22 protein-coding genes are annotated in these 20,887 nt (G+C 66.4%); 12 read left to right on the top strand and 10 right to left on the bottom strand.

Annotated elements, in window-relative coordinates; genetic code table 11:
• The first annotated feature begins 1 nt into the window (after window position 1).
• The 3 genes from RSE14_RS13635 to RSE14_RS13645 all read left to right on the top strand — a co-directional run bounded on the left by RSE14_RS13635 (window position 2) and on the right by RSE14_RS13645 (window position 2,347).
• On the top strand, window positions 2-787 hold the full coding sequence (locus RSE14_RS13635; protein ID WP_324074529.1) for an SDR family NAD(P)-dependent oxidoreductase: 786 nt from the start codon (window positions 2-4) through the stop codon (window positions 785-787).
• A 218-nt stretch (window positions 788-1,005) separates the two neighbouring features.
• Window positions 1,006-1,878: a crotonase/enoyl-CoA hydratase family protein gene (locus RSE14_RS13640; protein ID WP_324074530.1), complete on the top strand. Its 873-nt coding sequence runs from the start codon at window positions 1,006-1,008 to the stop codon at window positions 1,876-1,878.
• Window positions 1,871-2,347, top strand: coding sequence for a MarR family winged helix-turn-helix transcriptional regulator (locus RSE14_RS13645; protein ID WP_324074532.1), 477 nt, complete (start codon window positions 1,871-1,873; stop codon window positions 2,345-2,347). The genes RSE14_RS13640 and RSE14_RS13645 overlap by 8 nt, the downstream gene beginning before the upstream one ends.
• Before the next feature lie 87 nt (window positions 2,348-2,434).
• Here the strand turns inward: RSE14_RS13645 and RSE14_RS13650 are convergent, their stop codons facing one another.
• The 7 genes from RSE14_RS13650 to RSE14_RS13680 all read right to left on the bottom strand — a co-directional run bounded on the left by RSE14_RS13650 (window position 2,435) and on the right by RSE14_RS13680 (window position 9,878).
• The gene (locus RSE14_RS13650; RefSeq protein ID WP_324074536.1) at window positions 2,435-3,454 is read right to left on the bottom strand and encodes a type II secretion system F family protein; all 1,020 of its coding nucleotides are present in this window, start codon (window positions 3,452-3,454) and stop codon (window positions 2,435-2,437) included.
• 15 nt (window positions 3,455-3,469) lie between these two features.
• Window positions 3,470-4,441: a type II secretion system F family protein gene (locus tag RSE14_RS13655; RefSeq protein WP_324074537.1), complete on the bottom strand. Its 972-nt coding sequence runs from the start codon at window positions 4,439-4,441 to the stop codon at window positions 3,470-3,472.
• 113 nt (window positions 4,442-4,554) lie between these two features.
• Window positions 4,555-5,835: a pilus assembly protein CpaE gene (locus RSE14_RS13660; RefSeq protein WP_324074539.1), complete on the bottom strand. Its 1,281-nt coding sequence runs from the start codon at window positions 5,833-5,835 to the stop codon at window positions 4,555-4,557.
• 3 nt (window positions 5,836-5,838) lie between these two features.
• Window positions 5,839-6,537 (bottom strand): CpaD family pilus assembly protein, encoded by a 699-nt coding sequence (locus RSE14_RS13665; protein ID WP_324074541.1) that lies wholly within the window; start codon window positions 6,535-6,537, stop codon window positions 5,839-5,841.
• A gap of 19 nt (window positions 6,538-6,556) precedes the next feature.
• A complete protein-coding gene (locus RSE14_RS13670; RefSeq protein WP_324074543.1) occupies window positions 6,557-8,143 on the bottom strand; it encodes a type II and III secretion system protein family protein in 1,587 nt (528 codons plus the stop codon).
• A 74-nt stretch (window positions 8,144-8,217) separates the two neighbouring features.
• On the bottom strand, window positions 8,218-9,297 hold the full coding sequence (gene cpaB / locus RSE14_RS13675) for a Flp pilus assembly protein CpaB (protein ID WP_324074545.1): 1,080 nt from the start codon (window positions 9,295-9,297) through the stop codon (window positions 8,218-8,220).
• Window positions 9,270-9,878, bottom strand: a complete 609-nt coding sequence (locus RSE14_RS13680; protein ID WP_324074547.1) for an A24 family peptidase — start codon at window positions 9,876-9,878, stop codon at window positions 9,270-9,272. Before RSE14_RS13680 ends, cpaB begins: the two co-directional genes overlap by 28 nt.
• A gap of 169 nt (window positions 9,879-10,047) precedes the next feature.
• Between RSE14_RS13680 and RSE14_RS13685 the strand changes: the two genes are divergently transcribed.
• From RSE14_RS13685 to RSE14_RS13695, 3 genes are all read left to right on the top strand, one after another.
• Window positions 10,048-10,947, top strand: a complete 900-nt coding sequence (locus RSE14_RS13685; protein WP_324074549.1) for an alpha/beta fold hydrolase — start codon at window positions 10,048-10,050, stop codon at window positions 10,945-10,947.
• Window positions 10,944-12,038, top strand: a complete 1,095-nt coding sequence (locus RSE14_RS13690; protein ID WP_324074551.1) for an NAD(P)/FAD-dependent oxidoreductase — start codon at window positions 10,944-10,946, stop codon at window positions 12,036-12,038. Before RSE14_RS13685 ends, RSE14_RS13690 begins: the two co-directional genes overlap by 4 nt.
• Window positions 12,039-12,105: 67 nt before the next feature.
• Complete coding sequence (locus RSE14_RS13695; protein WP_081095341.1) at window positions 12,106-12,282, top strand: YegP family protein; 177 nt, start codon at window positions 12,106-12,108, stop codon at window positions 12,280-12,282.
• Between the two features lie 132 nt (window positions 12,283-12,414).
• Here RSE14_RS13695 and rnhA read toward each other — a convergent pair whose 3' ends face one another.
• The 3 genes from rnhA to ispH are packed head-to-tail and all read right to left on the bottom strand — an operon-like array spanning window position 12,415 to window position 14,886.
• Window positions 12,415-12,873 carry a ribonuclease HI gene (rnhA, locus tag RSE14_RS13700; protein WP_324074555.1) on the bottom strand — a complete coding sequence of 153 codons (459 nt, stop codon included), beginning with the start codon at window positions 12,871-12,873 and terminating at the stop codon, window positions 12,415-12,417.
• 29 nt (window positions 12,874-12,902) lie between these two features.
• Window positions 12,903-13,871 (bottom strand): homoserine kinase, encoded by a 969-nt coding sequence (locus RSE14_RS13705; protein ID WP_324074556.1) that lies wholly within the window; start codon window positions 13,869-13,871, stop codon window positions 12,903-12,905.
• Window positions 13,872-13,887: 16 nt separating this feature from the next.
• On the bottom strand, window positions 13,888-14,886 hold the full coding sequence (ispH, locus tag RSE14_RS13710; RefSeq protein WP_324074558.1) for a 4-hydroxy-3-methylbut-2-enyl diphosphate reductase: 999 nt from the start codon (window positions 14,884-14,886) through the stop codon (window positions 13,888-13,890).
• 95 nt (window positions 14,887-14,981) lie between these two features.
• Here ispH and RSE14_RS13715 point away from each other — a divergent pair, with 95 nt between their 5' ends.
• The 6 genes from RSE14_RS13715 to scpB all read left to right on the top strand — a co-directional run bounded on the left by RSE14_RS13715 (window position 14,982) and on the right by scpB (window position 20,806).
• On the top strand, window positions 14,982-15,632 hold the full coding sequence (locus tag RSE14_RS13715) for a hypothetical protein (RefSeq protein ID WP_324074561.1): 651 nt from the start codon (window positions 14,982-14,984) through the stop codon (window positions 15,630-15,632).
• 193 nt (window positions 15,633-15,825) lie between these two features.
• The gene (gene argS, locus RSE14_RS13720; RefSeq protein WP_324074567.1) at window positions 15,826-17,574 is read left to right on the top strand and encodes an arginine--tRNA ligase; all 1,749 of its coding nucleotides are present in this window, start codon (window positions 15,826-15,828) and stop codon (window positions 17,572-17,574) included.
• A gap of 30 nt (window positions 17,575-17,604) precedes the next feature.
• Window positions 17,605-18,303, top strand: a complete 699-nt coding sequence (locus RSE14_RS13725; protein ID WP_324076933.1) for an SPOR domain-containing protein — start codon at window positions 17,605-17,607, stop codon at window positions 18,301-18,303.
• A gap of 69 nt (window positions 18,304-18,372) precedes the next feature.
• Window positions 18,373-19,395, top strand: coding sequence for a beta-N-acetylhexosaminidase (gene nagZ / locus RSE14_RS13730; protein WP_324074569.1), 1,023 nt, complete (start codon window positions 18,373-18,375; stop codon window positions 19,393-19,395).
• On the top strand, window positions 19,392-20,183 hold the full coding sequence (locus RSE14_RS13735) for a segregation and condensation protein A (protein ID WP_324074571.1): 792 nt from the start codon (window positions 19,392-19,394) through the stop codon (window positions 20,181-20,183). Before nagZ ends, RSE14_RS13735 begins: the two co-directional genes overlap by 4 nt.
• The gene (scpB, locus tag RSE14_RS13740) at window positions 20,180-20,806 is read left to right on the top strand and encodes an SMC-Scp complex subunit ScpB (RefSeq protein ID WP_324074574.1); all 627 of its coding nucleotides are present in this window, start codon (window positions 20,180-20,182) and stop codon (window positions 20,804-20,806) included. The genes RSE14_RS13735 and scpB overlap by 4 nt, the downstream gene beginning before the upstream one ends.
• Window positions 20,807-20,887: the final 81 nt, after the last annotated feature.

The following is a 20,887-nucleotide window of genomic DNA, read 5'->3' on the forward strand; positions in this document are numbered from 1 at the left end:
AATGGAAGTTTCTGCCAATACCCCCGCCGTCGTCACCGGCGGTGCCTCTGGCCTCGGCGCGGCGACGGCGCGTGCGCTGGCTGCCAAAGGCGCGAAGGTCGCGATCTTCGACATGAACGAGGAAAAGGGCGAAGCGCTCGCAGCAGAACTCGGCGGCATCTTCTGCAAGGTCAACGTGACCAGCGAGGAGGACGTCGACGCCGGTTTCGCCAAGGCCCGCGCCGCCCACGGCCAGGAGCGCATCCTGGTGAACTGCGCAGGGATCGGCAACGCCATCAAGACCGCCAGCCGCTCGAAGGAAGACGGCTCGATCAAGCACTTCCCCGTCAGCGCCTTCGATTTTGTCATTCAGGTCAACCTGATCGGCACCTTCCGCTGCATCGCCAAGTCGGCGGCGGGCATGATGACCCTTGATCCGATCGACGAATTCGGCGAGCGCGGTGCGATCGTCAACACCGCGTCGGTGGCGGGCGAAGATGGCCAGATCGGTCAGGCCGCCTACTCGGCTTCGAAGGCCGGCGTGATCGGCATGACGCTCCCCATCGCGCGTGACCTCATGAACGAGGGCATTCGCGTCAACACCATCCTGCCGGGCATTTTCGACACCCCGCTGCTCGCCGCTGCGCCGCAGAATGTGCGCGATGCGCTGGCCGCGTCGGTGCCGTTCCCCAAGCGTCTCGGCTTGCCGGTGGAATATGCCAAGCTCGCCATGACCATGATCGAGACCGGCTACTTCAACGGCGAAGACGTCCGCCTCGACGGCGCAATTCGCATGGCGCCGCGCTAAAAAGGGGCCGCCAGAGGGGCAATGTTTCACGTGAAACATTGCCCCCGGCCTTGCCAAACGAGTGCCAACTCGGGGTCAAACCGGGGCTGGAGGGGGTCTAAAATCGCCGCCTTTTCCAACTTCCGGCCACCCTTCAGCCAGCCAGACCCTCGCTTTTGCGGGGGTTTTCTTTTGCGCGCACCATGGCATCACAGCCATCTGTCAGGAGAGAACACCGCATGAGCCACTATACCCAGATCATCGTCACCAAGGCCGATGGCATCGCCACGATCACGCTCAACCGGCCGGACAAGCTCAACGCCTATACCCGCACCATGGGCGAGGAGATCATGGCGGCGATGGACGATATCGACGCCGATGATGCTGTGCGCGCGGTGATCTTTACCGGCAGCGGCGAGCGGGCCTTCTGCGCGGGCGCGGACCTGACCCCCGAAGGCGGCGGGCAGGTGTTCTCCAGCGGCGATACGGTGGACAGTCTGTCGGACACCCGCGTGCGCGATGGCGGGGGGCTGCTCACCCTGCGCCTGTTCGAGAGCAAGAAGCCGCTGATTTCGGCCTGCAACGGCGTCGCCGTCGGCGTCGGCGCGACGATGCAGCTCGCCATGGACATCCGCCTTGCCAGCAGCACGGCGCGTTACGGCTTTGTCTTCGCCCGGCGCGGGATTGTGCCCGAGGCCGCATCGAGCTGGTTCCTGCCGCGCATCGTCGGCATCCAGCAGGCCCTGGAGTGGTGCTACACGGGCCGCATCTTCGATGCCGAGGAAGCCAAGACGGGCGGGCTGGTGCGCTCGGTGCACGCACCGCAGGACCTGCTCCCCGCAGCCCAGACGCTGGCGCGCGAGATTGCCGACAACACCTCGGCCATTTCCGTCGCCATGACGCGGGCGATGATGTGGCGCCTGTCTGCCACCGATCACCCGATGGAAGCCCACAAGATCGACAGCCGCGCCATCTATCGCCTCAGCCGCGGGGCCGATGCCAAGGAAGGCATCGCCAGCTTCCTCGAAAAGCGTGCCCCCGCCTATCCCGGCAAGGTGAGCGCCGACATGCCCGATTTCTACCCCTGGTGGGATGCGCGGCCCTATGAGTGAGGGCGGTGAGGCGCGGCCGAATGAAGGACGGCTGGCCGGGTTCCTGCCCTATCAGTTGTCGGTCGCGTCCAACGCGGTGAGCGATCTTATCGCCGAGCGCTATCGCAACCGCTTTGCGCTGAAGGTGCCCGAATGGCGGGTGATGGCGGTGCTGGGGGATGCCGGCAGCATGACCCAGCGCGATCTCACCACGGCGACCCTGATGGACAAGGTCGCGGTCAACCGCGCGGTCAAGGTGCTGGAGGATCGCGGGCTGGTGGCGCGGGTGCCCAATCCCGATGACGGACGTTCGCACCTGCTCGAACTGACGGGCGAGGGGCGGGCGATCCATGCCGAGGTCATGCCGCTGGCGCTGGCGACCGAGCGCGATCTGTTGAGCGGATTTGCGCCCGACGAGCAGCAGGTGCTGCGCGATATGCTGGAAGCGCTGCGGAAGCGGGCTGGCGAAATGGCGCGTAGCCCGAGGTAGTTGGGGCCGAGGTAGAAGGGGCCAAGGTAGTGCGCCCCCATCCCGCCGCGCCGTTGGTGGCGCAGCGGGATGGGGTGCAGTCTCCGGCTAGCCGCCGCCCATGGCCGAGCCCGGGCCGATCAGCGCGTCGGAGATCGAACAGGCGGCCGGGCCGAGAATGACGATGAACAGCGTCGGCAGAATGAACAGAATCAGCGGCACGGTCATGATCGCAGGCAGACGCGCGGCCTTTTCCTCGGCGCGCATCATGCGCTCGTTGCGGAATTCGGCCGAGAGCACGCGCAGCGCGGAGGCCAGCGGGGTGCCGTAACGCTCGGTCTGGATCATGGTCGTCACCACGCCCTTCACCGCTTCGAGATTGACGCGGTAGGCGAGGTTGTTGAAGGCCAGCCGGCGTTCGGTGAGGAACGAGAGCTCGATCGCGGTCAGGGCGAATTCGTCACCCAGTTCGGGATAGGCGCGGCCCAGTTCCTTGGCGACGCGGTTGAAGGCGGCGTCCACGGTCAGACCGGCTTCGGCGCAGATCACCAGCAGGTCGAGCGCATCGGGCAGGCCCTTCTGGATTTCCTTGGTACGCTTGCTGGCCTTGTTCGAGAGGAAGATTTCCGGGCCCTTGTAGGCCACAGCCACCACCGCCGCGAAGGCGAACAGGCGGGTCATCGGGCCCCAGGTCGGCCAGAAATCGACGATGTAGATCATCAGGCCGGCAATGCCGCCCAGCACCAGCGGCAGGATCGCGCGGGCGCCGATGATGAAATAGGCCAGTTCCTTGTTGCGATAGCCGGCATGGGCCAGCTTCTGCTGGATGACCTTGATCTGGCTGTCCTGAAGCACGTTGAGCTTGGACAGGTTTTCCTTGACCTTGTCGGTGTTGTTGCTGCGGCGCGTCAGGCGCGTGCGCTTCTTGGCCGAGGAGGTGATGATCCCCGCCTTGAGCTGTTCGCGCCGCGCTTCGAGCACCTTCACGCGCTTGGCCATCGGATCGCGGATCGTGACGGCGGCGTAGATCGCCAGCACCATCGCGAAGGCGGCAAGGCCGGCTAGCACGGTGCCGACCATGATCACGTCGAAACCGAGCAGCATGGGTCCGGTGGGTTGATCGATCATCGCTTGTGTCCCGGATCAGATTTCGAAGGAGACCATCTTGGCCATGATGGCGACGCCGATGCCCATCCACGTGAGCCCGCCGAGGCCGGCCACGATCAGGCGATCATCGGTGAAAAAGCCGCCGATATACTCGGGGTTGACCCAGGTGATCATCGCAAAGACGATGAAGGGCAGCGAGCCGACGATATAGGCCGAGGCCTTGGATTCCGAGCTCATCGCCTTGATCTTCAGCTTCATCTGGCCGCGCTTGCGCAGCACGTCGGCGAGGTTCGAGAGCGTTTCGGCAAGGTTGCCGCCCGTCTCGCGCTGGATCGCCAGGGTGATGGTGAAGAAGTTGAATTCGGCAATGCCGAGCTTGTCGGCGGTGTCCTGCAGCGCGTCTTCCATGGTCTTGCCGACCTTGATCCGGTCAACGATGCTGCGGAATTCGATGCCCACCGGGCCGGGCACTTCCTGCGACACGACGCCGAGCGTCTCGGTCACGGGGAGACCCGAGCGCAGACCACGCACCAGCAGTTCCAGCGCATCGGGGAACTTGGTGATGAAGGCGTTGGTGCGGCGCTTGATGAAGTGGCCCACGACCATGTGCGGGAGGCCTGCGCCGACCGCGCCGCCGATCCCCAGCGACAGCATCGGCGCGCCGCTCTGGATGAAGATGATCACGGCGACGGCAATGCCGAGCCCGAGCGAGGTGTAGATATATTGCGAGACCGACCAGCCCTTGCCGGTGCGCTCGAGGCGGACGGCGAGGGCTTCGGTGCGCGAGCCGGAGCCGGCGACCTTGTAGCCCTTCGGCTTGCGGGCGGCGACGGCGCGCTTGAACTGCGCGTCGACCTTGGCATCGACGCTCTCGGAATGGCGGAAGCGCAGCGCCTGCATCCGGCGCTTCTGGGCCTTGGCCGCGCCAGATCCGGTTGCGGCCAGATAGCCGACAACCAGCACGGTGAAGATCACCGTCGTGATGAGCAGGGATTGGAAAAAGTCCATGCTGAAGCTTCCTGCCTTGCTGCGCGGGCGTGCCGCGCCGGATCAAATTTGCTCCCTGTGGGGGCAGGCGTGCCGGCATCGGTGCCAGCCGCCCGCCCCGCACGGGGCACCTTTTAGTCTGCCGCTTCGGGCTCGGGCTTGGCCTTCTTGGCCAGCAGCGACTTGAAGTCGAACCCGCCGAGCAGCGACTTCTTCTCTTCGGTCGCGGACGAAAGATCGTCGGCATTCGCCCCCATCACGCGCTCGGCGATCTGGCGGATGGCCGCACTCGCCTTGCTCGAACGGTTGGCATCGACGAACACCTGACCAAGCTTCGCCGAATTCGAGGCGGCCTTGAAATCATAGGGCACCATGAAATCGATCTTGCGCTCGATCGAGGCTTCGAAATCGGCCTTGCTGATTTCCGCGAGGCTCGGCTGCACCTTGTTGGCGATGATCATCGGATGGGCGTGCGCGGCGTTGCTCTTGAGCCACGACAGGATCCGGATGGTATCGCGCGCCGAGGCGAGCGTCAGTTCGCAGGTCAGCAGCACCAGATTCACGTCAGCCATCAGCTGCGGGAAGTTGATCAGCATGTTGCGCGGCAGATCGATCACCGTCATTTCGAACGTCTGGCGGAATTCATCCTCCAGCTGCACGAAAGCGGCACCATCGGTCATCAGCGGCTGGCTGATCGGCGCTTCGGCCGAGAGGATCGACAGGTTGTCATTGGCGCGCACCATGGCGCGTTCGATGAACAGCGGGTCGATGCGGCTCGGGTTTTCGATCGCGTCGGTGAGACCGCGGCCCGGTTCGAGATCGAGCGCCAGAGCGCCGGTGCCGAAATGGACATCGAGGTCGAGCAGCGCGGTCGGCGACTTGTGGTGTTCGCTGAACAGCCAGGCGAGCGAGGTCGCGATGGTCGAGGCACCGACGCCGCCGCGCGTCCCGACCACGGCGGTCGAGATGTGACGACGCGAGGAGTCCGTATCGCCGCCCTTGGGGCTCATGAACACGGCCAGCGCCTGGTTGAGCGCATCATGCACCTGCTGGGCCGAAAGCGGCTTGAGCAGATAGTCGTGGATCCCGCTCGAGAGCAGATCGCGGTAGAGGCGCACGTCGTTGACCTGGCCGATGGCGATCACCACCGTGCCCGGCTCGCACACTTCGGCGAGCGCGTTGATGTCGTTGAGCGGATCGCAGCTTTCCGACAGGTCGACCACGAGGATCGCCGGCGAGGCGCTGACCGAGAGCGATTGCACCGCGTTGCGCAGGCCGCCCTTGTTGCACTTCTCCGGCTGCCAGCCGAGTTCGATCACGACCGGACGCAGAACGTCGAGGGCGCTGTCGTCGCAGATATAGGCTGCAAACGGATCACGATTGCCGGGCAGGCCCGATTTCCAGGGAGCATTCATGGCTTAGTTACCTCCTCCGGTGCCGCCACCGCCGCCGCCGCCACCGGCGGTTGCATCCAACAAACCAGCCGCGCCGGTCGGAGCGGCTTCGCGGAAGGTCTTGATCGCCTTGTTCGAGGTCGCGAGCACGGTTTCACCCGAGCCCTGCTTGCCTTCCAGCAGATCCTGCGGGTCGGCCACCATCGCGGCCATGTTGCTGTTCACGGCGCAGCCGAAATTGGGGCTGGTGCCGTTGGTGTAGTTCATGTCCGAATTGGCCGACCAGTCGGGGCAGCCCGGCACCGAGGCGTTCGAACGGGTGATCACCACCCGCGCCTGACCCGGCCCAATCATGCCCGCCGTGGCCGGAGCCGCATCGCTGATCATCAGGCCATAGCGGCCCGCCAGCTCGCGGATCGCGCCCGTCACCGCCGGGTTCTGGCCGGGGTTCTCGATCGCGATGCGGTCGCCATAGCGCAGGTCCATCGTCTCGAACCAGCCGTTGAGGCGCTGGAGTTCCGAGATCGGCAGGCCCGACGGGCTGGTGTTGACGTCGAGCGTGAAATTGGTCCGCTCGACCACCGGCTGCTTGACGGAATAGAGGGTGGTGTTGGTCGGCATCCCGCCGCAACCGGCGAGCCCGAGGCCAAGCGTGAGAGCAAGGGCGAGGCCAGGCGCGCGGCCCAGACGTCCCGTCAAAGTGTTCGGTCGTGCAACAGGCATTGTGGTCACCTTTCTCACGTTAGAGGCTGAAGCCCGGGGTGGCGGCGCTGGCTTCGCGCTGGTCCTTGCGGCCCTTCTTGTCGGCGCGGCGCGGCGCTTCCGGAGCGTTGGGGACGATCGCGGCCGGATCGGCGGCGCTCACCTTGGGCTGCGGGGCTTCGGGCTGCGAGGACACGGGGCCGGGGCGCTGTTCGCCCGAGACACCGGCGGTCGATTGGAAGCCGAGCAGCTGTTCGGCTTCGTTGGCGGCACGATAGCCGTCGGTCGGCAGCTTGATGTCCTTGGCGTCGACCGGCTTCACCAGATAGGGGGTGACGACGATCACCAGCTCGGTCTCGCCCTTGCGGAACTCGCGGCTGCGGAACAGGTTGCCGAGGATCGGCACGTCACCGAGGCCGGGCGCTTTGTCGAGCACGTTCTGCGAGTTCGAGCTCATCAGGCCGGCGATCATGAAGCTCTGGCCCGAGCCGAGTTCGATCGTGGTTTCGGTGCGACGGGTGGTCAGCGCCGGAACCTGGAAGCCGTTGAGCGTGATCGAGCCCTGCGTCGAGAGTTCGGACACTTCCGGACGCACGCGCATCGAGATGCGGCCGTTCGAGAGCACCGTCGGGGTGTAGGCGAGGCTCACACCGAACTGGCGGAACTGCACCGTCACCTGGCCGAGGCCCTGTGCGATCGGGATCGGGAATTCGCCGCCCGCGAGGAAGGTCGCGGTTTCGCCCGACAGCGCGGTCAGATTGGGTTCGGTCAGGGTGTTGACGAGGCCCATACGCTCCGACAGGTCGAGTGCGCCGAGCATGTCGATCCCGAACAGGCGGCCAAGACCCGCAATCGTGGTGCCGCCGCGCGAGCTGACGGCTGGCCCGGGGATTTCGGTGCCATCGGGCAGAATGAAGGCGGCCTGTGCAACCTCATTGCCGACCCCCAGCGGGCCATCGAAGCGGAAGCTTTTGCCGCCGATCGGACGACCGGTGCCGACGCCGAAGCGGAAGCCGCTCGAACCGTCGATGTTGTTAAGGTTGCCGCCGATCGCACGCAGCAGCGAACGGCTGACTTCGGCGATGGTGACCTTGAGGTTCACCTGCAGCGGCGTGGCCGTGCGCAGGCGGGTGATGACGTTCGCCTTGTCGCCAAGGAAGGCCTGCACCAGGCGCTCGGCCTCGGCAGCATCCTCGGGCGAGCCGACGGTGCCGGTCAGCAGCACGGTGTCCGCGCCCATCGTCGAGATCGAAATCTTGGCGTCGGGCATGGCCAGCGCCAGCATCTGATCAACGCTGCCGATGTTCGAGCCGACCCGGATATTGGCCGAGAAGATCACGTCGCCGCGTTCGTTGCTGGCGTAGATCGTGGTCTCGCCGCCGGCCTTGCCGAAGACATAGAGCTGGCGCTGCGACTTGATCTGGACGTCGGCGACTTCGTCATTGGCGACGAAGACGTCGGCCATGGCGCCGGGCACCGTCACCAGCTCGCCCTTGCCGATCGACAGGACGATTTCCTGCGACGGCTTGACGACCTGCTGCGCGGTGGCCGTGGTGGCCGGCATGGAGGCAAGCGGTGCGGCCACCATGGCAGCAAGCAGCAGCTTGGCTTTCAGGTTCAGTGTCATTTTGCGGCTCCCCTCGGGTTTGCCAGTGGCAACTTGGTGCGCGAGCGTTTGATTGAGACCCATGGTCATTCCCCTCAATTGCCCATGGTCGAGCTGATCACCTGGCCGGCGCGACGGGTCGCGCTCGACTGGGTGCGCACGATCCCGCTGCTGACCTGGGTTTCCTCGGTCTCCTTGCCACGGGTCACGCGGACGCTCGGGCCCTTGTAGACCGGGGCGCTGTTGGCCTGGGCCGGGATGCCGGTGGGGGCAGCCGGAGCAGCCTGCGGACGCGAGGAATCCTGCGCCGGCATGGTCTTGCGCTGGAAGCGCGAGACGTCGCCGCCGGTCACGAAGCTGGCACCCTTGTCGATCGGACGGGCCATGGCAGCCTTGAGCAGACGCTCTTCCTGCTCGGGGGTGGCGTTGTCGGGGATGGTGACATCGCCCGCGGCAATCGCCCGCTCGAGTTCGGCGTCGTTATCGGCCAGCGAGCGCAGCGCGAGGCTGAGCGTCCCGATGGTCTGGGCCACGGCGACCTTTTCGGCGATCTTCGGGGTGACTTCGAGCGTGACGGTGCGGAACGCGGTCACGACAGTCTTGCCGTTCTCGTCGGTGGTGGTTTCGGTGGTCTGGTCGGTTGCGAGGACGCGCAGGTTGCGGATCACCGTTTCAGCGGCGCGCAGCGACGGGCCTTCGTCACCCTCGACCGTCTGGGTCAGCACCAGGTCGACGCGGTCGCCCGGGAAGACGAAGCCGGCGACACCGGTCATGGCCGACACCGGAACGGTGACAGCGCGCATGCCCGGCCCGAGCGCGGCAGCGAGGAAGCCGTGGTCACCCGGAGCCACCAGCGTGCCCTGCGTGACCGGCTCACCTGCGGTGATCGGGAAACGCACGACGGTGCCGAGCAGCTTGTTCATGTCGGCTTCGCCGTCGATGAAATAGGCGTCCTTCACCAGCTCCTTGGGCCAGGGCTGGAAGCCCAGCGCATCGGCGGTGATGATCGTGCCTGCGGTCAGCGCACGCTTGGCGACCAGGACCCGCGGGCCGGTCGGGGCGGCGGCTTCGGCAGCAGGGGCCGAACCTCCGGCGAAGATGCTCCGTGCAGCAAAGGCGGTTCCGATCGCGATGATCAGCGCGCCAATCAGCAGAACAAGTTTCTTCCTATCCATGGCTCAAATAGCCCCCTCGTAATCGCCCGTGGTTTCGTCAGCGGGCAGGTAAGGTTTCGATGCGTAAGTCCTGATTGGTTAAAATCGGGTTGTGCTGCAGCCATGGCCGGAACGGCCGCAGGCAGCAGATTGAAGTAAAGCACCCACAAGCCGCCGATCGCGATCGCGACCCCGTAAGGGATCGCCAGCTTCTCGCGCTGGCGGCGCATGGCGTGGTATCCCGCCATGATGACGGTCAGGATGCCGCCGGCGATGGCCATCACCACCAGCAGCTGGATGAAAATGTCCCACTGGATCCACAGCGCCAGCGCGGTCAGCAGCTTCACATCGCCGCCGCCCATCATCTTCATGGCGAACAGGCCGGCGAGCAGCACGAAGGCGGCCAGCGCCACACCCACCTGCAGCGCGACATCGGGCCACAGCGACAGGCCGCTCGACCACCAGAAGGCGGGCGCTGCCAGCGCCACGGCCGCATTGAGCCAATTGTCGATCTGACGCCGGCGAATGTCGGTGAAAGCGGCGAAAACCAGCGCGATTGCCAAGGCAATCAGCAGCCCGTAGTGAATGGTGGTCGTCAACATCGTGCCCCCGAAGTGGCCAAGAGCGTCAGTGCTCTCGGGCGGTCTTCGAGCCGGTGTTACAGGTGTATGCTTACCAAAAAGTAACCACGCTCGGAGGCTTCCCATTTACGATTCCAGCGATTCCGGGCCGATCGACCGCAGGGCCATTCCCCCTGCGGCGCGAGAGAGCGTGTGGCACGCGGGCGATGGCCATGCGGTGCGCCGGATCGACTGGCCCGGTGCTGGCGCGCGCGCGCGCGGGTCGATCCTGTTCCTTCCCGGACGCGGCGATTGTTACGAGAAATATCTCGAAACCCTCGAGCAATGGCATCGCGACGGCTGGCGGGTCACGGCGTCGGACTGGCGCGGGCAGGCCGGATCGGGACGGCTGGGCAAGGATGCGGTCACCGGCCATGTCGAGGATCTCGCGATCTGGGTCGATGATCTGGCCGATCTTTGGGCGCGCTGGGTGGCCGAGACCCCCGGCCCGCATGTGCTCGCGGCCCATTCGATGGGCGGGCATCTGGTGCTGCGCGCGCTCGTGGAGGGCAGGGTCACCCCCGATGCAGTGGTGCTGAGCGCGCCGATGACCGGTATCAACGGCCCGCCGCTGCCGCTCTCGGCGCTCCACGCGGTCGCCCGGATGATGTGCGCGGTTGGCGATCCCATGCGGCAGGCATGGAAGTGGAGCGAGAAGCCGGGCGTGCTGCCCGCTGGCCGGGCGAACCTGCTCACCCATGACGCCGAGCGTTATGCCGATGAGGAATGGTGGCGCGATCACCGCCCTGAGCTGGTGATGGGCCCGGCGAGCTGGCGCTGGGTCGAGCGGGCCTATGCCTCCTCCCGTCTGCTCGAAGCGCCCGGCGCGCTCGAGAAGGTCGCGGTGCCGGTGCTGATCCTCTCGACCAGCAGCGACAAGCTGGTGAGCCACCCCGCCAACCTGCGCGCCGCCCGGCGCCTGCCCAAGGGCGAGATGGTCGCGTTCGGGGCCGAGGCGCATCACGAGATCCTGCGCGAGGAGGATAGTGTGCGCGGGCCGGTAATGGCGCACATCGCCCAGTTTCTCGACAAGGCGGCACCCGCACAATGACCTATGATTTTGCGGTGATCGGTGCCGGCATGGCCGGTGCAAGCCTTGCGGCCGAACTTTCGCCCTATGCGCGGGTGCTGCTGCTGGAAGCCGAGGATGCGCCCGGCTATCACGCCACCGGGCGTTCGGCCGCGTTCTGGGAGGAGTGCTATGGCGGCCCCGGCGTGGTGCCGTTGACGCTGGCATCCGGCCCCTATCTGGCCGAGCACGGCTTCCTCTCCCCGCGCGGTGCGCTCTATGTCGGGCGGACCGAGGATCGCGCCGCGATGGACGCTTTTGTCGCAACCTTCGCCGGCACCGGCGTCACCATCGAGCGGCTGGACCGCGCCGGGCTCGAACGGCTGGTGCCCGCCATGCATGCGGACTGGTGCGACGCGATCCACGAGCCGGCCTGCGCCGACATCGATGTGGCAGGCCTCCACCAGCACTATCTCGCCATGGCGCGGCGGGGCGGGGTGGAGCTGGCCTGCCGGGCGCGGATTGCCGGGCTGATGCGCGACGAGGATGGCTGGCGCATCGTGACCGCCGCTGGCGATGTCCATCGCGCAGCGCGCATCGTCAATGCGGCGGGGGCCTGGGCCGATCAGGTCGCGGGGCTGGCAGGCCTTGCACCGATCGGCATCCAGCCGCTGCGCCGCACCGTGGTGCAACTGCGCGTCGATCCGCCTGCGCCTGCCAATCTGCCGCTGGTGCTCGACATCAATGAAGGCTTCTACTTCAAGCCCGATAATGGCCGCCTGTGGCTGAGCCCGCATGACGAGGTGCCATCCGATCCGGTCGACGCTGCGCCTGACGAGCTTGACGTCGCCATCGCGATCGACCGCTTCGAACAGGTGAGCGACTGGCACATCGCCGCGCTCGAGCGGCGCTGGGCGGGCCTCAGAAGCTTCGCGCCCGACCGGCTGCCGGTCTATGGCTTTGATCCTGCCGAAGAGCGGTTTTTCTGGTTTGCAGGCCAGGGTGGCTTCGGCATCCAGACCGCCCCTGCCGCCGCGCGGCTGGGAGCGCAGATCGCGCTAGGCCTTGCGCCCGACGCGATGACGGCGGCCATTGATCCGGCACGCTATTCTCCGGCGCGTTTTGCCCGCTAGCCAGCGGCTTATCCTGCTGTATGGTAAAGGCGTGCTGAACGGCAGCACAGCTAAGGAGGAGGGCCCGATGGCGCACAAGTTCGAGATCTACAAGGATAACGCCGGCGAGTTCCGCGTGCGGTTCAAGTACAATTCGGAAGTGATGTTCTCGACGCAGGGCTATTCGAGCAAGGCCAGCGCGCAGAACGCAATCGATTCGATCAAGAAGAACGGCCCCGACGCCGAGGTCGAAGACAACAGCTGATTTTTGACGCCAACTGTTCGCTCGTCATTGCGAGCGTCGCGAAGCAATCCATGGCCTGAGGTTTCCGCCTGAAGCGCGCCCGGTCAATGGATTGCTTCGTCGCATACGGCTCCTCGCAATGACGAGGAGAGATCAGTGCGAAAATGCTGAACCCGGATCCGCCTGCCGTGCGGCCTCGGCACTCGCAAGCGCATCGCAGCGTTCGTTTTCGGGGTGGCCCGAGTGGCCCTTCACCCATTCCCATGAAAGCTTGTGCGGCCGTGCTGCGGCGAGCAGTTCGCGCCACAGGTCTTCATTGGCGACGGGCTTCTTCGCCGCGTTGACCCAGCCCTTTTTCTGCCAGCCGAAGATCCACTTGGTCATGCCGTCGATGACATAGCGGCTGTCGGTGTGGACCGTGACGGCGCAGGGCTCCTTCAGCGCCGACAGGCCGCGCAGGATCGCGGTCATTTCCATCCGGTTGTTGGTGGTCTCGGGCTCGCCGCCGACCAGCTCCTTCTCGTGCCCGCCGCTGCGCAAAATCGCGGCCCAGCCGCCCGGGCCGGGATTGCCCTTGCAGGCACCGTCGGTGAAGATGTCGACCTGTCTCATCGGGTGAGCCCTAGGGGCGTGAGCGCTCGTCAGGCAAGCAGCGCGGCGCCCTCAGTGTCGTAAAACCGCCAGCGTTCCACAAATTGCATCGGGTCCTTGCGGGTGACGAGCGCATCATCGGGCGTGTCGAGCCAGTCTTCGGCGCGGCTGGCGACGAAGCGCAGGCAGGCGCCCTTTGCCACCGGCGCAAACAGCGCGCGCTCCTGCGGCTCCAGCGGGCGGACGCTTTCGTAGCCCGCGATCAGCGCGGAGCCGAGCGCGGGGGCATAACGGTTGTCGCTGTCGAAGCACCATGCGGCATGGGTCACCGCCAGATCGAGCACCATCGGCCCCGTGCAGGCGAAGTAGAAATCGATGAGGCCCGTCACCTGATCGCCCAGCATCAGCACATTGTCCGGGAAGAGATCGGTGTGGGTCTGCGATTGCGGCAGGGCGGCCAGATCGAGCGCGGCGGCGGCCTCGGCTTGCGGGAGCATCGGGGGAAGGGCGGGATTTATGGTCGCCAGCCGGTCGGCCCCGCACGCATCGAGGATCGCGGCGCTGGCGGCAAAATCCATCGCATTGGCGCGCGCACGCGGAAAATCGCGCGCGGCAAGGTGGAGCTGCGCGAGCACTGCGCCGACGCTTTTCGCCTGTGCGGCGGTCGGCCGGGTGGGCGAGACGCCGGGCAGGAATTCGATCAGCGCGGCGGCTTTGCCCTCGACCATTCGGAAGGATGCGCCTTCGCGGTCATGCATGGTGCGCGGCACCGGACATCCGCGTTCGGCGAGATGATCGAGCAGGTCGAGGAAATAGGGCAGATCGGCATAGTCGATCCGCCGTTCGTAGAGCGTCAGGATGAAGCGCGTGCCGCTGCTCCCGTTGCCGGTCGTCTCGACCAGCCAGTTGGAGTTCGACACGCCCTCGGCAATGCCCTTGGCCGATACCAGATCGCCCACGTCATATTGCGCGATCAGCCGCGCGAGGTCTTCCGCCCCGAGATGGGTATAGACCGCCATCCGCCCCGCTCCGGCGTTATTCGGTCAGCTGGCGGGGGAGCTTGAACACCATCTTCTCGACCGTGGCGGTGATTTCCTTCTCGTGGATCGTCCGCCGCTCCGCGAGGGCGCTGACGACTTCGCGCACGAGGATTTCAGGCGCCGAAGCCCCGGCGGTCAGGCCGAGCGTCTCGACCCCTTCGAGCCATGCAAAGTCGATCTCGCTCGCGCGCTGGATCAGTTTGGCAGGCGTGCCCAGCCGTTCCGACACCTCGACCAGCCGCAGCGAATTGGACGAATTGGGCGCGCCGATCACCAGCACCAGATCGCAGTCATGCGCCAGTTCCTTGACCGCTGCCTGGCGGTTCGAGGTGGCATAGCAGATGTCCTCGGCGCGCGGGCCTGAGATGTTGGGATAGCGCCATTCCAGCGCCTGGATCACCTCGCGCGTGTCATCCACCGAAAGCGTCGTCTGGGTGAGGTAGGCGAGTTCTTCGTCCGCATCGAAGGGCAGCTTGTCGACATCCTCGATGGTCTCGACGAGGGTCATCTGCCCGGGTTCGACCTGCCCCATGGTGCCGATCACCTCGGGGTGGCCTTCATGGCCGATGAAGATGATGTGGCGGCCCTTTTCGATCTGGCGTTCGGCCTGACGGTGAATCTTGCTCACCAGCGGGCAGGTGGCATCGACGTAGAGCAGCTGGCGGCGCTTGGCTTCGGCCGGCACCACCTTGGGCACGCCGTGGGCGCTGAACACCACCGGGGCATCGTCCGGCACTTCGTCCAGTTCCTTGACAAAGATCGCGCCCTTGGCCTTCAGCCCTTCGACGACATATTTGTTGTGGACGATCTCGTGGCGCACATAGACCGGCGAGCCATAGCGCTCGAGCGCCTTCTCGACGATCTCGATCGCCCGGTCGACCCCGGCGCAGAAGCCGCGCGGGGCGGCAATCAGCAGATTGAGGTCGGGACGGTCGGCCACATTGGCGGCGGCATCGGGTGAACCGGGGGGCGAAACGGGAAAGGACGCGTTCATGTCATCCTCTCTAGCGCTTTGCGGCGCGTCTCGCTAGGGCGTGGTTGCGCAAGCTGTTGCGCAAATGGATCGGTTTTTCGAGGACGGCCCCCCTGATGATGTCTCGCACCCGCGTTCTTCCTGTCCTTGCCGCAGTGGCGGTGCTGGCCGGCTGTGCTAGCGAAGGCGAACTGGTTATCGATCAGGGCGTCGGCATCACCTCGGTGCTGAGCACGTGCCCTGCGGTCGGGATTCCCGACTATACCGGCGATATCACCACCTTCGCGCCGGGCGAGGATCGCAGCACCGCGAGCCTCGACATCAGCGCCGCGATCACCAATCTGCGGGCCAGCTGCAATGACAGCGCGGAGCAGGTTTATAGCGAGGGCACCTTCGAGGTTCACGCCCGCCGCGCCGATGTGCGCGGCAGCCGCACGGTCTCGCTCCCCTATTTCGTCACCGTGCTGCGCGGCGGCAATGCCGTGGTCAGCAAGCGCGTGGGCCAGGTCACGCTGACCTTCGCCGACGGGCAGGAGCGCGCCGTGGCGACCGCCAAGGTCGGCTCCTTCGTGAACCGCGCCGATGCCGCGCTGCCCGAGGATGTGCGCGAGAAGATTACCCGACGACGTCGCGCCGGCGATGTCGATGCGGCGCTCGATCCGCTGGCCGATCCCGAAGTGAAGGCGGCGATTGCCCGCACCCGCTTCGAAATGCTCGTCGGCTTCCAGCTGACCGAGGACCAGCTGGCCTATAACGTCAGGCGTTAGTTTTTCGCGGGCGCCTCCGCGCCCGCGTCCTCGGTGCTGTTCCCTCCGCTCCGCTACGGGGCACCTGCGGCTCGCGCGCTTGCGCTCGCGACGCCTGCGGCGTCGAGAGGGGATTTCAATCCTACGCCTTCCCGGGCTTGACCCGGGACCCCGCTTGCTTCTTTGCATCCGCGCAAATCCGCACGAGACCACGATGACCCAACCCAAGACCCTTTACGCCGCCTATGCGGCGCTGATCGACACCGTGCTGACCGAGCTCGTCGGCGAGGGCACGCTGCCTGCCGGCACGTCCTTTGCCAACGTCACGCTCGAGCCGCCGCGCGATCCGTCGCATGGCGATCTGGCGACCAATGCCGCGATGGTGCTGGCCAAGCCCGCCGGGCTGAACCCGCGCGCACTGGCCGAGGCGATCACCGCCAAGCTTTCGGCTCACCCCGCGATCACCAGCGCCGAGATTGCCGGCCCGGGCTTCATCAACCTGCGCCTTGCGCCCGTGGCATGGCTGGAGGAGCTCGCTGCCATCGCGCAGCTCGGCAACGATTATGGCCGCTCGGGGATGGGCGGTGGCACGCGCGTCAATGTCGAATACGTCTCGGCCAATCCCACCGGCCCGATGCACATGGGCCACTGCCGCGGCGCGGTGGTGGGCGATGCGCTGTCCGGGCTGCTCGAATTTGCGGGCCACAAGGTCACCAAGGAATATTACGTCAATGATGCGGGCGCGCAGGTCGATGTGCTCGCCCGCTCGGTGCACCTGCGCTACCGCGAGGCGCTGGGGGAAGAGATCACCATTCCCGAGGGTCTCTATCCGGGCGAATATCTGAAGCCGGTGGGCGAGGCGCTCGCCGCCGAGTTCGGCGATCAATACGCCGCCGCGCCGCAGGCCGACTGGCTGATCCTTTTCCGCACCCGCGCGGTCGCGGCGATGATGGACATGATCCGCGAGGACTTGGCGACGCTCGGCATCGCGCACGACCTGTTCTCCTCCGAGGCCGAATTGCAGGCCTCGGGCAAGGTCGATGCCGCCGAGGCGTGGCTGCGCGCGCATGATCTCGTTTATGACGGCGTGCTCGAAGCGCCCAAGGGCAAGGCCCCGCCCGAGGACTGGGAGCCGGTCTCGCTGCCGCTGTTCCGCTCGACGAAGTTCGGCGACGATCAGGATCGCCCGATCAAGAAGTCCTCCGGCGCGTGGACCTATTTCGGCGCGGACCTCGCCTACCACTTCCAGAAGGCACAGGATGCCGACGCGCTGGTCGATATCTGGGGTGCGGACCATGCCGGCACGGTGAAGCGGATCAAGGCTGCCGTCGCTGCGCTCACCAGCGCGGACGGCGCGGCGCCGAAGCCCTTCGAGGTCAAGCTCGTCCAGATGGTGCAGCTGATGAAGGGCGGCCAGCCCTTCAAGATGTCCAAGCGCGCGGGCAATTTCGTGACGCTGGCGGATGTGGTCGAGATGGTCGGCAAGGACGTGGTGCGCTTCACCATGCTTACCCGCAAGCCCGATGCGCAGATGGATTTCGACTTCGACAAGGTGGTCGAAGCCTCGAAGGACAATCCGGTGTTCTATGTGCAATATGCCCATGCCCGGATCCGCTCGACGCTGCGCAAGGCCGCCGATCTGGGCGTGACCCCGTCCGATGCTGCGCTGGACAGGCTCGGGGCGGAGGAGCTCGCGCTCGTCGCCCGCGCCGCGCAGTTCCCGCGCGAGATCGAAGCCGCAGCGCGTGCGCGCGAGCCGCACCGGATCGCCTTCTATCTCTACGATCTGGCCGCCGATCTCCATTCCTACTGGAACCTCGGTAATGACCGTCCGGAAAAGCGCTTCATCGTGGAACAAGACACCGAACTGACTGCGGCGAGGCTTTTCCTTGCGCAGGCAATCGGGCAAGTGATCCGCAATGGTCTCGGCGTGCTCGGCGTCGAGGCGGTGGAAAGCATGTAATTTGGCCTTTGGGGGGCTGGTGGTGTCGTGATGGTCGATGCGGAATACGAGGAGCTGGACGGCTTCGACGGCGAGCTTGATCTGGCCGACACGGACAATCTGCCGTGGCTGGAATCCGATGCCGAGGACGAGGACGCAGGCGGGCTCGACATGGGCCAGATCCTCGGCTTTGCGGGCGTGCTGCTGCTGCTGCTCGCAGTGGTCGTGGGTGCGGTGTGGTTCGTCACGAACCGCTCGGCCAACGTCGAGGCGGTGGCCGATGGCAGCATCATCGAAGCGCCTGCCGGTCCGATCAAGGAGCGTCCCGAGGATCCGGGCGGCAAGCAGTTTGCCGGCACGGGCAATATCGCGCCGCTGGTGGGCGAGGGGGCTTCGACCGAGGCTGTCGTGGGCGAACCTGCGGTCAAGCCCGCCGCGCCCAAGCCTGCGCCGAGCGCTTCGGCGACCGCTGCTGCCGCCGCCAAGCCCGCCGCCTCTGCCGCGCCGGTCGACATGTCGGGCGTGGGCGTGCAGCTCGCCGCCTATTCCTCGCGCGCCCGGGCCGAACAGGGCTGGGTCGATCTCGCCCGCCGCACCGATGCGCTGACCGGCGTGAAGCACCGCGTGATCGAGGGCAAGGTGGATATCGGCACGGTGTTCCGCCTGCAGGCCGTCGCCGGCAGCCGCGCCGAAGCCGAGCGCCTGTGCGGCGCGCTCAAGGCCGACGGGCTCGATTGCCAGGTCAAGTAGGCGCGCTTTTCCCCGTTCCGGATGGTTAGCCCGCTTGCCTGATGCGGGCTTGCCTGCAAGGCTGCATGCATGATTCCGGCGATCTTCGGCCTCGGCGGCCCGCACCTTACCGCTGACGAGCGCGCCTTCTTCCGCGAGGCCGATCCGGCGGGCTATATCCTGTTCGGCCGCAACTGCGTGGACCCGCAGCAATTGCGCGCGCTCACCGATGATCTGCGGTCCATCCACGGGCGCGAGCACCTGCTGGTCTCGATCGATCAGGAAGGCGGCCGCGTTGCCCGCCTGCGTCCGCCGCACTGGTCGCCTTACCCCGCCGGAGAGGCCTTTGCCCGCCTCTACGACATTGCGCCCGCCAGCGCGATCGAGGCGGCGCGGGCCAATGCCACCGCCATGGGGCTCGAACTCTCGGCGATGGGCATCACGGTCGATTACCACCCGCCGCTCGATCTGCGTATTCCCGGCGCGCATGACGTGATCGGGGACCGCGCTTTCGGGGCTGATCCCATGCAGGTCGCAGCCCTTGGCCGCGCCGTGCTCGAAGGGCTGGCGGCTGGCGGCGTGACCGGCTGCGTCAAGCATATGCCGGGGCATGGCCGGACGGACGTTGATACCCACAAGGCCCTGCCGACAGTCTCGGCCAGCGCGGCGGAGCTGGAGGATGATCTCGCCCCGTTCCGCACGCTCAATCACGCGCTGATCGGGATGACGGGGCACCTCGTGTTTCCTGTGTGGGACGCGGAAAACCCGGCGACGCTTTCGCCTGCGATCATCCGCGATGTGATCCGCGGCAGCATCGGCTTTGACGGCCTGCTGCTGACCGATGATATCGACATGGAGGCGCTGGGCGGCACCATCCCTGAACGCGCCGCGCGCGCCCATGCGGCGGGCTGCGACATCATCCTCAATTGCTGGGCCAAGATGGACGACATGGAGGGCATCTGCGCGGTGCTCCCCGCCATGTCGGCTGCGACCGCCGCGCGGCTCGACCGCGCCCTCGCACCCACCCGCATTGCCCCTGAAATTGCGCCTCAACAGGGCGAACTGCTGGCCAAGCGCGACGCGCTGCTGGCGCTTGCGGGCGCTGCGGCATGAGCGATCTCGATCAGCCCTTCATGTTCCCGCCGCCCGATCCGGCCAAGCCGGACACGGATGCGCTCTACATCGCGCTCGATGGCTGGGAAGGCCCGCTCGATCTGCTGCTCGATCTGGCGCGGCGGCAGAAGGTCGATCTGCGCCAGATTTCGATCCTTGCGCTGGTGGACCAGTACCTCGGCTACATCGAGAAGGCCGGCGCGCTGAAGCTGGAACTCGCCGCCGATTACCTCGTGATGGCGGCCTGGCTCGCCTATCTCAAATCGGCGCTGCTGCTGCCCAAGGACGAGCAGGAAGACCCGAGCCCCGAAGAACTCGCGCTGCGCCTCCAGATCCGCCTGCAACGCCTCGGCGCGATGCGCGAGGCGGCCGCAAGGCTGATGGCGCGCGACCGGATCGGGCGCGATGTCTTCCTGCGCGGGGCCCCTGAGGGCCTTCGCACCGATCGCAAGATCCTGTGGCGCTCGGACATGTTCGCGCTGATGCAGGCCTATGGGCAGGTCAAGGCGCGCACCGCGCCGCGCATCTACCACGTGGCGAACCGCCCGGTGATGACGCTCGATTCCGCATTGGAACGCGTGTCCTCGATGCTCGGCGTGACGCTCGAATGGATGGAGATCCGCGACTTCCTGCCGCCCCATGCCTCGCCCGAATTGAAGCGTTCGGCGCTGGCATCGAGCTTCGTCGCGGCGCTGGAGCTGGCCAAGCGCGGGACTGCCGAACTCGATCAGGACGGCACCTTTGCCCCCTTGCGTATCCGCCGCCTGAAGCAGGGCGTTGCCGCGTGAGCGAAGAGTTGGGCACCCTCGAACGCGCGATCGAGGCGACTTTGTTCGCCGCCGAGGAGCCCATGACGGTCGAGGCGCTGGCTGCCCATCTCGGCGGGCTGGAGCCTGCCGATGTGCGCAGCGCGCTCGCGAGCTTGCAGAGCCATTACATCGCGCGCGGCGTGGATCTGGTGGAGCGCGCCAGCCGCTGGCATTTCGAGACCGCGCCCGATCTTGCCCACCTGCTGCGCCGCGAGAAGGAGCAGGTGCGCCGCCTCAGCCGCGCGGCGACCGAGGTGCTGGCGATCATCGCCTATCACGAGCCCGTCAGCCGCGCCGAAATCGAATCCATTCGCGGCGTGCAGACCAGTGCGGGCACCTTGGACGTTCTGATGGAGGCAGGCTGGATCCGTCCTGCGGGCCGCCGCGAGGTTCCCGGCCGTCCGGTGATCTACGCCACCACGCCGACCTTCCTCGATCATTTCGGCCTTGAAAGCCGCCGCGACCTGCCCGGGATCGACGAATTGCGCGCCGCCGGCCTGCTCGATCCGGTCGACGAGGCGCTGGAGGCGCAGATGCGCTTCGAGCCGGACGAGGAACCCGACGAAAGCGATAGCGGGGACGACGAGAATTTGGCGGACTGACTCGCATTTCGCGAAGGCTTGTCCTAAATGCTGCGTTGTAACCCGCCGGGGTCTGGCCCGGTCATGCGCCGCCCCGGCTGA

Origin of the sequence: Erythrobacter sp., assembly GCF_035194505.1 — a bacterium.
In the GTDB taxonomy this organism is placed as follows: Bacteria; Pseudomonadota; Alphaproteobacteria; order Sphingomonadales; family Sphingomonadaceae; genus Erythrobacter.